General features: G+C 70.4%; 13 protein-coding genes and 5 pseudogenes. 14 read left to right on the top strand and 4 right to left on the bottom strand.

Annotation, left to right across the window (positions count from 1 at the left end):
- Positions 1–66: 66 nt before the first annotated feature.
- The 3 genes and pseudogenes from NLX86_RS11955 to NLX86_RS11945 all read left to right on the top strand — a co-directional run bounded on the left by NLX86_RS11955 (position 67) and on the right by NLX86_RS11945 (position 1,781).
- Positions 67–935, top strand: a pseudogene (locus NLX86_RS11955) (fatty acid desaturase).
- A 40-nt stretch (positions 936–975) separates the two neighbouring features.
- On the top strand, positions 976–1,158 hold the full coding sequence (locus NLX86_RS11950) for a hypothetical protein (RefSeq protein WP_254371611.1): 183 nt from the start codon (positions 976–978) through the stop codon (positions 1,156–1,158).
- A 77-nt stretch (positions 1,159–1,235) separates the two neighbouring features.
- Positions 1,236–1,781: an MOSC domain-containing protein gene (locus NLX86_RS11945; protein WP_254371610.1), complete on the top strand. Its 546-nt coding sequence runs from the start codon at positions 1,236–1,238 to the stop codon at positions 1,779–1,781.
- Positions 1,782–1,798: 17 nt separating this feature from the next.
- Here NLX86_RS11945 and NLX86_RS11940 read toward each other — a convergent pair whose 3' ends face one another.
- Positions 1,799–2,626: a hypothetical protein gene (locus NLX86_RS11940; RefSeq protein WP_254371609.1), complete on the bottom strand. Its 828-nt coding sequence runs from the start codon at positions 2,624–2,626 to the stop codon at positions 1,799–1,801.
- 119 nt (positions 2,627–2,745) lie between these two features.
- Between NLX86_RS11940 and NLX86_RS11935 the strand changes: the two genes are divergently transcribed.
- Positions 2,746–3,078 (top strand): zf-TFIIB domain-containing protein, encoded by a 333-nt coding sequence (locus NLX86_RS11935; protein WP_308409577.1) that lies wholly within the window; start codon positions 2,746–2,748, stop codon positions 3,076–3,078.
- A 12-nt stretch (positions 3,079–3,090) separates the two neighbouring features.
- On the opposite strand, the gene NLX86_RS11930 is transcribed toward NLX86_RS11935, so the two are convergent.
- The gene (locus tag NLX86_RS11930; protein ID WP_254371670.1) at positions 3,091–3,327 is read right to left on the bottom strand and encodes a hypothetical protein; all 237 of its coding nucleotides are present in this window, start codon (positions 3,325–3,327) and stop codon (positions 3,091–3,093) included.
- Between the two features lie 164 nt (positions 3,328–3,491).
- On the opposite strand from NLX86_RS11930, the pseudogene NLX86_RS11925 reads away from it, so the two are divergent.
- From NLX86_RS11925 to NLX86_RS11890, 9 genes and pseudogenes are all read left to right on the top strand, one after another.
- Positions 3,492–3,829: pseudogene (locus NLX86_RS11925) on the top strand (DUF2236 domain-containing protein); the annotation flags it as partial.
- A 91-nt stretch (positions 3,830–3,920) separates the two neighbouring features.
- Complete coding sequence (locus tag NLX86_RS34415; RefSeq protein WP_302061230.1) at positions 3,921–4,034, top strand: AAA family ATPase; 114 nt, start codon at positions 3,921–3,923, stop codon at positions 4,032–4,034.
- Between the two features lie 101 nt (positions 4,035–4,135).
- Complete coding sequence (locus NLX86_RS11920) at positions 4,136–4,579, top strand: helix-turn-helix transcriptional regulator (RefSeq protein WP_254371608.1); 444 nt, start codon at positions 4,136–4,138, stop codon at positions 4,577–4,579.
- A gap of 10 nt (positions 4,580–4,589) precedes the next feature.
- On the top strand, positions 4,590–5,000 hold the full coding sequence (locus tag NLX86_RS11915) for a VOC family protein (protein WP_254371607.1): 411 nt from the start codon (positions 4,590–4,592) through the stop codon (positions 4,998–5,000).
- A 157-nt stretch (positions 5,001–5,157) separates the two neighbouring features.
- Positions 5,158–5,352: pseudogene (locus NLX86_RS11910) on the top strand (pyridoxamine 5'-phosphate oxidase family protein); the annotation flags it as partial.
- A 239-nt stretch (positions 5,353–5,591) separates the two neighbouring features.
- Positions 5,592–8,030, top strand: a complete 2,439-nt coding sequence (locus tag NLX86_RS11905) for an excinuclease ABC subunit UvrA (protein ID WP_254371606.1) — start codon at positions 5,592–5,594, stop codon at positions 8,028–8,030.
- 123 nt (positions 8,031–8,153) lie between these two features.
- A complete protein-coding gene (locus NLX86_RS11900; RefSeq protein ID WP_254371605.1) occupies positions 8,154–8,468 on the top strand; it encodes an AAA family ATPase in 315 nt (104 codons plus the stop codon).
- A gap of 222 nt (positions 8,469–8,690) precedes the next feature.
- Complete coding sequence (locus NLX86_RS11895) at positions 8,691–8,960, top strand: hypothetical protein (protein ID WP_254371604.1); 270 nt, start codon at positions 8,691–8,693, stop codon at positions 8,958–8,960.
- A complete protein-coding gene (locus NLX86_RS11890; protein WP_254371603.1) occupies positions 8,938–9,648 on the top strand; it encodes a transposase in 711 nt (236 codons plus the stop codon). The genes NLX86_RS11895 and NLX86_RS11890 overlap by 23 nt, the downstream gene beginning before the upstream one ends.
- A 403-nt stretch (positions 9,649–10,051) precedes the next feature.
- On the opposite strand, the pseudogene NLX86_RS11885 reads toward NLX86_RS11890, so the two are convergent.
- Positions 10,052–10,252, bottom strand: a pseudogene (locus NLX86_RS11885) (aldo/keto reductase); the annotation flags it as partial.
- 382 nt (positions 10,253–10,634) lie between these two features.
- Between NLX86_RS11885 and NLX86_RS11875 the strand changes: the two are divergent.
- Positions 10,635–10,934 (top strand): annotated as a pseudogene (locus NLX86_RS11875) (oxygenase MpaB family protein); the annotation flags it as partial.
- A gap of 29 nt (positions 10,935–10,963) precedes the next feature.
- Here NLX86_RS11875 and NLX86_RS11870 read toward each other — a convergent pair.
- Entirely contained in the window at positions 10,964–11,563 is a 600-nt protein-coding gene (locus tag NLX86_RS11870; protein ID WP_254371602.1) for a class I SAM-dependent methyltransferase, read from the bottom strand.
- Positions 11,564–11,702 lie beyond the last annotated feature (139 nt).

Below are 11,702 nucleotides of genomic sequence, written 5' to 3'. Positions count from 1 at the left end.
TGCGGACGGTCACCGATCCATACGTTTCATCAGGTCAGCGCATCGGCCAACAGACCGGAGACGCCCATGTCCCAGGCCACCCTCGAGAAACGAGCCACCGGCAGCGAGTTCACCCCGCTGCTGCGCACCGTGAAGGGGCAGGGTCTCCTGGAGCGGCGCACCGGCTGCTACGCCGTCGGCATCACCGCCAACCTGCTCGCCCTCGCCGCCGTCGCGACGGGCATGGCGGTGCTCGGCGGCTCCTGGTGGGTGCTGCTTCTCGCGCCGGTGCTGGCGGTACTGTCCGCGCGGACCGCCTTCGTCGGTCACGACGCCGGGCATCTGCAGATCACCGCCGACCGGCGCAGGAGCCGCGTCATCCAGCTGATCCACGCCAACCTGCTGCTCGGAATGAGCGCGTATTGGTGGAACGACAAGCACAACCGGCACCACGCCCATCCCAACCACACGGAGAAGGACCCGGACGTCGCCGCGGACATGCTCGTCTTCACCCAGCGGCAGGCCAGGGGACGGGCCGGGTTCCGGGGCATGCTCACCCGCCATCAGGCATGGCTGTTCTTCCCCCTGACCCTGCTCGAAGCCCTGGCGCTGAAGGTCTACGGCTTCCAGAACCTTCGGCGCCTGCCCGCCCGCGAGCGCGTGGTCGAGGGACTGCTGCTGGCTGCCCACGCGGCGGGCTCCCTCACCCTGCTCCTGACCACCATGCCGCTGGGCCGAGGTGTGGTCTTCGGGCTGCTGCACCAGATGCTCCTCGGGCTCCACCTGGGCATGGCCTTCGCGCCCAACCACAAGGGCATGGAGATGCCGGACGAGGCGGCGGGCGGCGAGCGCTGGAGACCGGACTCGTGGACTCGTACCGCCAGGCCCTCTCCCATCTGCACGAGGTGGGCGAGCCCCTGCGGTCGCGGGAACCCGTGGCCGGGACCGGGCGTTGACCGGGCAGGAACGGCAGCAGCCGTGAAGGAGGCATCGGAGATGTCGAAGAGCGCGAAGGTCGCCACCGGCGGAGTGGTGGTAGGGGTCGCCCTGATCTGGGTGATCGGGTTCTGGCCGGCACTGCTGGTGATGATCGGGGTGCCCGTGGCCGCGTATCTGCTGCTGGACTCCTCGCAGCGGCGCAGGCTCCGCAGGGTCACGCGCAAGGAGATAGGCCGCTGACAGGGTCGTCGGCCAAGACAGGGGCGTCGGCCAAGACGGGGAGGGTCGGCCACAACGGGGAGGGAAGTTTCCGCACGATGGACAGCGCCACGATCACGGCGGTCAGCAGTAACGGCACGTATTCATTCACCAAGCCGAACCGGGACAGCATCACGCTGGTGGCCGGGCTCGGCGTCGAAGGGGACGTGCATGCGGGCGTGACAGTGAAGCACCGCTCCAGGATGGCGCAGGACCCCACCCGGCCGAACCTGCGCCAAGTCCACCTCATCCATCAGGAACTCTTCGCCGAAGTGGGGGACGAGGGCTTCAAGGTCGAGCCCGGGCAGCTCGGCGAGAACGTCACCACCGCCGGCATCGACCTCCTCGGCCTGCCCGCCGGCACCCTGCTGCGCCTCGGCGCCGAGGCGGTCGTCGAGGTGACCGGACTGCGAAATCCCTGCCTGCAGATCGACGCCTTCCAGGACGGTCTGCTCAAGCAGGTCGTGGGCCGGGACGCGGTGGGCAACATCGTGCCCAAGGCGGGGATCATGAGCGTGGTGCGGACGGGCGGGCTGGTGCGCCCCGGCGACCGGATCACAGTCGAACTCCCGGCCGGACCACACCAGCCGCTCCGGCGGGTGTGAATCCCGGCCCGCGCCGCTCAGGCGGGGCGGACCGCGACCTTGTCCAGGGCTTCCAGGAGGCCGGGCAGCGCCGGGCCGCGGCCCACCGGCAGTACCTCGCCGGGCTCGTCGTCCAGCAGGATGAACGCGATGTCGTCCGTCCTGGCCACCATGGACCACCCGGGGCCGTCGGCGCGCAGCGTACGGGCACCGCCCGAGGCGAAGGCCGAGCGGACGCGCCCGAGCGGCGGCGGGGTGTCCGTGTAGCCGTGCGCCTCTTCGAGGACTCGGCGCACGCCCGCGTGGCTCGGCTTACCGGCGGTGGCGTTCTCCGCCGCCGGGACGGCGTCCGCGTCGTCGAACTGCTCTCGCCAGGCGGCCCACTGGAGCGCGATCTCGTCGGCGCCGAGCCGCCTCTGCGCCGGACCCCACTCCTCGGCGGAAGGCGGCGCCAGCGGCGGCCGGCCCGTGCCGTCCGCCCCGGGCTCCGGGTCGTGCGGGGCCGGCAGCCCGGGCGCCGCCACAGCGACCGCCAGCGGCCAGCCGGCCAGCGAGACGACGACCGTGCGCTCGTCCGGCGACAGGTCGTACTCCATGCCGCAGTCCCAGGACGCGATGGCCACCGCGACGAGCGACACGTCGTCGATCACCACGGTCCAGCGGGCACCGTCGCTGTCCTGGCCGAGCACCAGGCCGTAACCGCCTTCGTACGCCTCCAGGCCGAGCGCCGCACACGCCTCGGGAAAGTCGTCACCGAGCACGCTCGGGAACTGCGCCGGGGTCAGCAGCACAGCGGTCAGCACATACAGCGAGTCATCGGCGTCGCTGTCGTCGCCGCTGCCGCCGATGTCGTCCGTCCCGGCCACGGCATCCTCCCGATCGCTTGTCGTCGGCGCACCCTAACCAGTCGGTAACCCGGCCGTCGAGAGCAGGCGGTCCGAAAATCATCCGGCCCGGCTGCGCCGCCCCGCCTACGATCTTGTCCATGCCCGCAGCCAAGTCCCACTTCGTCCGCCTGCCGTGCCGCGCCTCCTTCAAGAAGCCGGCCGACTTCGCAGGGGTCCGCCAGGACGTCTGCCCGCAGTGCGGCGGGCCGCTGCTCAACGCGGGCTCCGCCTTCGCCGCGCCCAAGCGCCGCGACACGGCAGCCTGGCGGGCGCTCACCGCCGTCCTGCAGGCCGGGCTGCGGTTCCCCCATGGCTGCTGCGGCGGCGGCCCGGCTACCGGCCCCGCACCCCGCGCGAGGTCCGCGAACGGCTCTCGTACGCGGCGCGGACCGGTATCCGCTCGTCCGAGGCGCTCACCCGCTACGACGTGACGGGCACAGACGTCAGGCAGCGGGCAGGCCGAGGAGGGTACGCGCCACGGTCTGCGGCGATTCGTCGCGCTCCCGCGCCAGGGCGATGACGGCCCGGCACGCCAGCTCACTGATGCCGAACGACAGGGCCTCCGGCGACACCCAGGCCGCCGCCTCCTCGATGCCGTCCTGGTCGTCCTCGGCGCACGCCGACACATAGGTCGCCGCCGCCTCGAACAGGTTGTGCCGCTGCACGGCGGGGCGCGCCACCGCCGGCCGCTTCGCGCCGCCGGTGCCCCTGTCCCGTACGAGGAACTGCCGGATCTTCTCGATCACCCCGACCACCTGCCCCCTCAGTAGTGCGATCAGCTGATCTTTCAAGTGTTCCCCCTCAACGTAGAGTTGGACCTCCCTCGACAGAAGGGGACGAAGCGGTGAAGCGCTTCGACCGGCTGAAGGAGATCCTGCGGCTCGATCCGGAGCGGGACTTCCTCACCATCTACCGGCTCCCCGCGACGTAAGAGTTCCCCTGGGACTTCACCCGCGCACTTGAACCGGCCCTCTGCCGCACCTACGCCGTGCACAGCATCGGACGGCTGCTCGCGGAGAGCGCCGAGTTCACGGACCGCCCCCAGAAGCGGTACGACGACACAGCGCTGCTCCTCGACGGCGTAGTGGAGCAGGGCTTCGAGGCGAGGACGGCCGTACCGCCATCCGCCGGATCAACCAGATGCACCGCGGCTACGGCATCAGCAACGACGACTTGCTTTTCCGGACTAAGGCGTGGTGGCGATGCATGAGCGTCGCGGAGCCCGGTTCGTAATTCCCTCGCTCATGATCACGGCGGCGGCCAGGGTCCGCGCATGTCGACTCTCTTCATCACCTGTGGTCTGCCTGGATCCGGTAAGACGACCCTGGCCAGACGCTTGGAACAAGAGCAGTCGGCACTGCGCCTGACCGCTGCTGAGACATGTTGAGGTGGGACGAGTCGCGCGTTGAGGCCTCGCCCGAGCGGACACGGAGTGGGGTCGGACGCCAGCGGCGCGAGGCAGCTCCGGCACGACGTACGATCTGGCATGTGACCAGCAGACCCACCTCGGCGCAGCACCTGCGCGACCTGGCGCTGCTGCGCCGCGTCCGCGACCGGATCGACCGGGAGTACGCGCAGCCGCTGGACGTCGAGGCGCTCGCCCGCGGCGCGCACATGTCGGCCGGGCACCTCAGCCGCGAGTTCCGGCGCGCCTACGGCGAGTCGCCGTACGGCTACCTTATGACGCGGCGCATCGAGCGCGCGATGGCGCTGCTGCGTCGTGGCGACCTCAGCGTCACCGAAGTCTGTTTCGCGGTCGGCTGCTCGTCGCTGGGCACCTTCAGCAGTCGCTTCACCGACCTGGTCGGTATGCCGCCGAGCACCTACCGGCGCCGCGCCGCGAGCGCGACGGCGGGGATGCCGTCGTGCGTGGCGAAACAGGTGACCAGACCGATCAGGAATCGAGAAGCGCCGGCACCGAGCCGCAACTAGCGTGACTGCCATGGACATCACCATTCACGCGAGCTTCCTCCCGCACGACGACCCGGACGCATCCCTGGCCTTCTATCGCGACACCCTCGGCTTCGAGGTCCGCAACGACGTCGGATACGACGGGATGCGCTGGATCACCGTCGGCCCTGCCGACCAGCCCGGCACGTCCATCGTCCTGCATCCGCCGGCCGCCGACCCCGGCATCACCGACGACGAGCGCCGCACCATCGCCGAGATGATGGCCAAGGGCACCTACGCCATCATCCTCCTGGCCACCAAGGGCCTCGACGGCACCTTCGAGCGGCTACAGGCCAGCGGCGCCGAGGTCGTCCAGGAGCCGACCGAGCAGCCGTACGGCGTTCGCGACTGCGCCTTCCGCGATCCCGCGGGCAACCTGATCCGCATCCAGGAGAAGCGCTGAGCCGTCCGGCGATCGCAGCCATGACCTGCACAGACGGCACCGTGAAGGGCCCGCGCACGACGCCGGTGGCGGCCGCCCGGTGGCCACCGTCACCGACCCCGATGGCAACGTCCCCGAGCTGCTTCACGACCGATGAGTGCCGACCCCCGCTCCCGAAGTCGAGGTCCTCGAGATCGACGCGCTGCCGCAGGAGCGGGGTGACCGGTTTGTCGCGCGCACCGGCTTCGACCCGCGTGCGCCGGCCACGCCGTACCGCTGGTTCCGCATCTCCCCGCGTCGCATCCAGGCTTGGCGCGAGGCGAACGAGATGCCCGACCGCGAGCTGATGCGCGACGGCCGCTGGTTGGTCTGACGCCTCGGCCGGGCGCGCCGCGTGGCCGGGGCACAGAGGCGCCACGGGCCGAAGCGGCGTGGATGCCTTGGTTCTTGCGCCACCTGGCCGACACCGCCGATCAGGTAGACAGTGGACCGTTGCCGCGACCGCGCCGACGAACGATAACCAGACGTACTGCTCGAAGCTGGTCAAGAATCGAGCCAGGCGACGCCGACGGAGACCGCGAAGGCGGCCCCGCCCCACCAGATGGAGACACGATGAGCAAGGCCAAGAGGACGGACACGCAGTCGCCTGCGCTGCACGCTGCCGACAGCCACGAACTGATCCGCGTGCTCGGCGCGCGCGTGAACAACCTCAAGGACGTCAGCGTCGAGATCCCGAAGCGCCGGCTGACGGTGTTCACCGGCGTCTCCGGCTCGGGCAAGAGTTCGCTGGTGTTCGACACGATCGCCGCGGAGTCGCAGCGGCTGATCAACGAGACGTACAGCGCCTTCGTGCAGGGCTTCATGCCGACGCTGGCGCGGCCCGAGGTCGACGTGCTCGACGGGCTGACGACCGCGATCATCGTCGACCAGCAGCGGATGGGTGCCGACCCCCGCTCCACGGTCGGCACCGCCACCGACGCCAACGCGATGCTGCGCATCCTCTTCAGCCGGCTCGGGCAGCCGCACATCGGCTCGCCGGGCGCCTTCGCCTTCAACGTTCCCTCGGTCCGGGCGAGTGGTGCGATCACCGTCGAGCGCGGTGCCGGCACCAAGGCCGTGAAGGCGACCTTCTCCCGTACCGGCGGCATGTGTCCGCGCTGCGAAGGCCGGGGCACGGTCTCCGACATCGACCTCACCCAGCTCTACGACGACTCCAAGTCGATCGCCGAGGGCGCGTTCACCATCCCCGGCTGGAAGTCGGACAGCTGGTGGACCGTGCGGACCTACGCCGAGTCGGGCTTCCTCGACCCGAACAAGCCGATCCGCAAGTTCACCAAGAAGGAGATGCACGACTTCCTCTACCGGGAGCCGACCAAGGTGAAGGTCGAGGGTGTGAACCTCACCTACGAGGGGCTGATCCCCAAGGTCCAGAAGTCGTTCCTGTCCAAGGACAAGGAGGCGCTGCAGCCGCACATCCGGGCATTCGTGGACCGGGCCGTCACCTTCACCGCCTGTCCCGAGTGCGGCGGCACCCGGCTCAGCGAGGCGGCCCGGTCGTCGCGGATCGGCAAGATCAACATCGCCGACGCCTGCGCGATGCAGATCAGCGACCTGGGCGAATGGGTCCGCGGCCTCGACGAGCCTTCGGTGGCGCCGCTGCTCGCCACGCTGCAGCAGACCCTCGAGTCGTTCGTAAAGATCGGCCTTGGCTACCTCTCGCTCGACCGGCCGTCGGGCACGCTGTCGGGCGGCGAGGCGCAGCGCGTCAAGATGATCCGCCACCTCGGCTCCTCGCTCACCGACGTCACCTACGTCTTCGACGAGCCCACCATTGGCCTGCACCCCCATGACATCCAGCGGATGAACGACCTGCTGCTGCGGCTGCGGGACAAGGGCAACACGGTGCTCGTCGTGGAGCACAAGCCGGAGACGATCGCGATCGCCGACCACGTCGTCGACCTCGGCCCCGGCGCCGGTACGGCGGGCGGCACCGTCTGCTTCGAGGGCACCGTCGACGGGCTGCGGGCCGGCGGCACCATCACCGGCCGCCATTTCGACGACCGGGCCTCCTTCAAGGAGACGGTCCGGACGCCCACCGGCACGCTGGAGATCCGCGGCGCGACGACGCACAACCTGCAGGCCGTCGACGTCGACATCCCGCTCGGGGTGCTTGCCGTCGTCACCGGCGTCGCCGGCTCCGGCAAGAGCTCGCTCGTGCACGGGTCACTGCCACAACAGTCGGGGGCCGCCGGCGCGGGTGTGGTGTCGATCGACCAGGGCGCGATCCGCGGCTCGCGGCGGAGCAACCCGGCGACGTACACCGGACTGCTCGACCCGATCCGCAAGGCGTTCGCGAAGGCCAACGGCGTGAAGCCGGCGCTGTTCAGCGCCAACTCCGAGGGCGCCTGCCCCAACTGCAACGGCGCCGGCGTCATCTACACCGACCTGGCGATGATGGCCGGCGTCGCCACCACCTGCGAGGAGTGCGAGGGGAAGCGGTTCCAGGCGTCGGTCCTTGACTACCACCTCGGCGGCCGCGACATCAGCGAGGTGCTCGCGATGTCGGTGACCGAGGCCGAGGAGTTCTTCGGCGCCGGCGAGGCGAGCACTTCCCCAAGCTCTTCGAGCAGGGGATACCCCATGGCCGCGCACCGCATCCTCGACCGGCTCGCCGACGTCGGACTCGGCTACCTCAGCCTCGGCCAGCCGCTCACCACCCTGTCCGGCGGCGAGCGGCAGCGGCTCAAGCTGGCTACCCACATGGCCGAGAAGGGCGGCGTCTACGTCCTCGACGAGCCGACCACCGGCCTCCACCTCGCCGACGTCGAGCAGCTGCTCGGCCTGCTCGACCGGCTCGTCGACTCCGGCAAGTCGGTCATCGTCGTCGAGCACCACCAGGCGGTCATGGCGCACGCCGACTGGATCATCGACCTCGGCCCCGGCGCCGGCCACGACGGCGGCCGGATCGTCTTCGAGGGCACACCCGCCGACCTCGTCGCCGCCCGCTCCACCCTCACCGGCGAGCACCTCGCGGCCTACGTCGGCACCTGACCGAGGCCCTCGCGGACACCGTGAGACGAGTTCTCTCATCTGTTTCGACTCGTCCCACTCGACCGCTGATGAGTGGCTCCATGAGCTTCACCCGAAGCTGTCCGCGGAGACGCGCTGGACGCCATGCGTGATCCCGTGGAACGTGTCCAGTGGAGCGTTGCTGAACGCGTCCTTCAGATCGTGGTGCTCGACTGGGGGCTCTGGACGCGTGAAGAACGTGATCACTACCACTCCCGAGCCCGGTCGTTGGGTGCCCGGGTGGTGTTGTGTGTCGTTGATCCACCACTGGACGAGTTGCGGCGCCGCCTCGCCGGCCGCAACGCCGACTTGCCCAGCGGGACTTTCCACATCACCGACGCCGGACTCGACGACGCGCTCAGCTACTTCGAGCGACCGACTCCGGCGGAGCTGGCCACGTATGACGGGGACACGTACTGACCCGCTGAGGTCATTGATTTGGCTCTGCCAAGATTTCCGTGAAGCAGGCAGATCCTTCTGTGCGCCGGTGACGCTCCGTCACTCGGGTCGCAATACTCGCTCTGTGTGAGGAGCTGCTGAAGACGGTGTTGCCGCACCTGGGCGGGTGCTGGTGGAGTGCGTGGTGCCCGAGGGTGACCTGTTACGGATCGTGACCAGGACGGCCGCGACGGTGCCGGTGCCGTGTCCGCCGAGCAGGTGGAGGGTCTGACCGTGCGCTACGGGCGCCGGACACCGCTGCTGGAGCGATTGCTGGAGGCGATCAGTGTCGTGCTGGCCGGACGGCCCGGTGCCCGGCTGGCCGGTCTGCTGCCCGTGCCGGTCAGCCGCACCACGATCCTCCGCCTGCTCATGCGTCTGCCCGACCCGTCGACGAGGACGCCTCGGGTACTCGGCATTGACGAATTCGCCCTGAAACGGGGTCACGTCTATGGGAGACTGCGAGACCGGTGAGCCCGTTGACGTGCTCGAAGACCGCGAGGCCGGCACCGTCGCCGCGTGGCTGCGCGGGCATCCCGGCATCGAGATCATCTGCCGCGACCGGGCCGGCTCCTACGCCTCGGCCGCCCAGGCCGCCGCACCCGACGCGATCCAGACAGCGGATCGCTGGCATGTCTGGAAGAACCTGTGCGAGGCGGTCGAGAAGGGCGTGGCCGCGCACCGTCCTTGCCTGGCCGCCTCGGCCGGCGACCCCGAGCCCGCCCCGGATGCGCCCGCCGACGCGGTGCCGGGCAAGGGCGCGCGGGCCGCGGCGGTCCGTAAACGGTACGCCGACGTGCACGCCTTGTGGGACAAGGGCGTCGGTGTCGGACGGATCGCCGACCGGCTCGGCCTGGACCGCAAGACCGTGCGCCGTTACGCGCACGCGGCCACCGTGGAGGAGATGCTGACCGCGCCCCGCCTCGGCCGACGGGCTCTGTCTGTGTACGTTGCCTACCTCAACCAGCGGTGGAACGAGGGCTGTACCGACAGCGGACGGCTCTTCCGCGAACTCCAGCAGCTCGGTTACCTCGGCAGCGCCCGCAGCGTCCGCCGCTGGCTGGAACCCCTGCGGGCGCTGGCCAGCCCGCTGGCCCAGTTCCCTGAGACAGCACCGTCCGCCAGGTCACCACCTGGCTCACCCGCCACCCCGACAGCCTGACCAGCGACGAGGACCTCAAGCTCAAACGCGTCCTGGACCACTGCCCCGAACTCACCGACGCCGCCGGGCACGTCCGCGGCTTCGCGCAGATCATGACGAGGCTGGACAGCGAACAGTTCCCCGGCTGGATCGCCGCGGCCGACGACGCCGGGTTCCCTCACTCCGCAACTTCGCCCGTAACCTCCGCAACGACCTCCCGGCCGTCATCCAGGGCCTCAGCACCCCCTGGAGCTCCGGGATCGTGGGCAGGGTCACGGACATCAAGGCGATCAAGCGGCAAGGCGGGCCGGGCCGGCTTCCGACTACTCCGGAGGCGTCTCCTGCTCGTGGCCGCCAGCCCGTCGACCACAAAGCTTCACTGCATCGACGGCCTCATGACCGGCTTCACTCCGGCTGGCGTCGGCTACCAGCGGTGGTGGACCTGCCCCCGGATGCGCCGGTCGTACAGGTCGCGCACGGCCTCCAGCGTCCCGCCCGGCAGCGGCGGCATCGCCGCGGCCGCCGCATTCACGCGGGCCTGCTCCGGGGAGCGAGCGCCCGGGATCACCGTGGTCACGCCCGGCTGCTGGATGATCCACCGCAGCGCGGTCTGCGCCGGCCTCGCCGTGCCGGCGCTATCAGGCTGGCAGGAGCGAGTATTGCGACCCGGGTGACGGAGCGTCACCGGCGCACAGAAGCACCTGCCTGCTTCACGGAAATCTTGGCAGAGCCATTGCTGCGGTCGCGGCGGACTTTTTCCTCGGAGTCTGGCGCGGCTTCGTGTGCGTTGCAGCCACAGCACGAACTCGCGCACTTCCGCCGAGGTCACCTTGTCCCACTCGACGTCGAGAACCCGAAGGCACCGCCACCACCGCAACAGGTCGTACGCGTAGCTGCGTACGCTACCGGCACGGCGGCCCCTGGGCGACGAAGTCACGCAGGTACTGCCGTACAGGCTCGATCGGTTGACCGTCAACGTCTTGTACCTCGTACGGCACCACACCACCCAGTCGTACGAGGAGTTCGAGCGCCTCCTGGACGACTACGAGGACGCCCACTTCGCCTGGGACGAGGGCGGGCGCAAGGTCTCCGACGCGACCGTGGACCTGATGGGTTCCTGGTATCCGCGCCCGCTCGCGCCGGTGCTGCGCGGTGCGAGCCTGGCGCTGCTTGACGACTCCCTGCTGACTGCGTTCCGGTACGAAACCCCGCGGCCGGCCGCGCGCGCGGCGGTCCGGGGCGCGTTGCGCCTGCGCGCGCGTGCCGTACGGCTGCTGCCACCGCGCAGCGTGCCGCACTACGCCCGAGTGAGCGGGGCGCGCGGGGGCGGCGCCGGTCAGTCCTGACGTACCGCCAGCGCGAGGAAGCGGGCGTCCTCGTCGGCGTACGAGGTCAGCTGCCAGCCCGAACCGGCCAGCAGCGGGCGGAGGTTGGGCTCGGCGCGCAGGTCGTCGGGGGTGATCCGGCGGCCCTGGCGTGCGGCCAGGGCGGCCCGCCCGATGGGGTGGAACAGCGCCAGCACGCCGCCCGGCCGTACCACCCGGGCCAACTCCCTCAGGTTCGCGGCCGGTTCCGGCAGATGCGCGATCAGTCCCGCCGCGAAGACGGCGTCGAGTGACCGCGCGCGCAGCGGCAGCCGCGCGACGTCCGCGAGCAGCAGCCGCGCGCTGCGGTCCCGTCCGGCCTGTACCGCTGCCGCCAGCATCGCGGTCGTCAGGTCGGCTCCGAGCGCCGTGCCCCGCGGGCCGACGGCCTCGCGCAGGGCGGGCAGGGCGCGGCCGGTGCCGCATCCCGCGTCGAGTACGCAGTCCCCGGGACGGAGCCCCAGTTCGGCGACGGCGGCGGCGTATGCCGGGCCGTCGTCGGGGAACCGAGTGTCCCAGTCGGCGGCGCGCGTTCCGAAGAACTCCTGGACGTGGGTGTGGTCGTCGCTCATGCGCTCATGATCCCTCAAGGACTACACCTTACGTTCGGTGCGCATGTTCGAACTCGGTGTGATCGTTCGAGAACGTATCTCTGTCATATTCCATCAGCTTTCGAAATGCGCCCCCTGTTCGCGCCCCCACCCGGACTAG

Origin of the sequence: Streptomyces sp. A3M-1-3 (assembly GCF_024213665.1) — a bacterium.
GTDB lineage: Bacteria > Actinomycetota > Actinomycetes > Streptomycetales > Streptomycetaceae > Streptomyces.
This window is presented reverse-complemented; position numbering and strand designations above follow the sequence as displayed.

Excerpts from the sequence above, each read along its gene's own strand:
- NLX86_RS11935 (WP_308409577.1), top strand. The coding sequence starts at position 2,746 with ATGCCCGCAGCCAAGTCCCACTTCGTCCGCCTGCCGTGCCGCGCCTCC.
- NLX86_RS11915 (WP_254371607.1), top strand. The coding sequence starts at position 4,590 with ATGGACATCACCATTCACGCGAGCTTCCTCCCGCACGACGACCCGGAC.
- NLX86_RS11905 (WP_254371606.1), top strand. The coding sequence starts at position 5,592 with ATGAGCAAGGCCAAGAGGACGGACACGCAGTCGCCTGCGCTGCACGCT.
- NLX86_RS11945 (WP_254371610.1), top strand. The coding sequence starts at position 1,236 with ATGGACAGCGCCACGATCACGGCGGTCAGCAGTAACGGCACGTATTCA.
- NLX86_RS11890 (WP_254371603.1), top strand. The coding sequence starts at position 8,938 with ATGGGAGACTGCGAGACCGGTGAGCCCGTTGACGTGCTCGAAGACCGC.
- NLX86_RS11870 (WP_254371602.1), bottom strand. The coding sequence starts at position 11,563 with ATGAGCGACGACCACACCCACGTCCAGGAGTTCTTCGGAACGCGCGCC.
- NLX86_RS11950 (WP_254371611.1), top strand. The coding sequence starts at position 976 with ATGTCGAAGAGCGCGAAGGTCGCCACCGGCGGAGTGGTGGTAGGGGTC.
- NLX86_RS34415 (WP_302061230.1), top strand. The coding sequence starts at position 3,921 with ATGTCGACTCTCTTCATCACCTGTGGTCTGCCTGGATCCGGTAAGACG.
- NLX86_RS11900 (WP_254371605.1), top strand. The coding sequence starts at position 8,154 with ATGCGTGATCCCGTGGAACGTGTCCAGTGGAGCGTTGCTGAACGCGTC.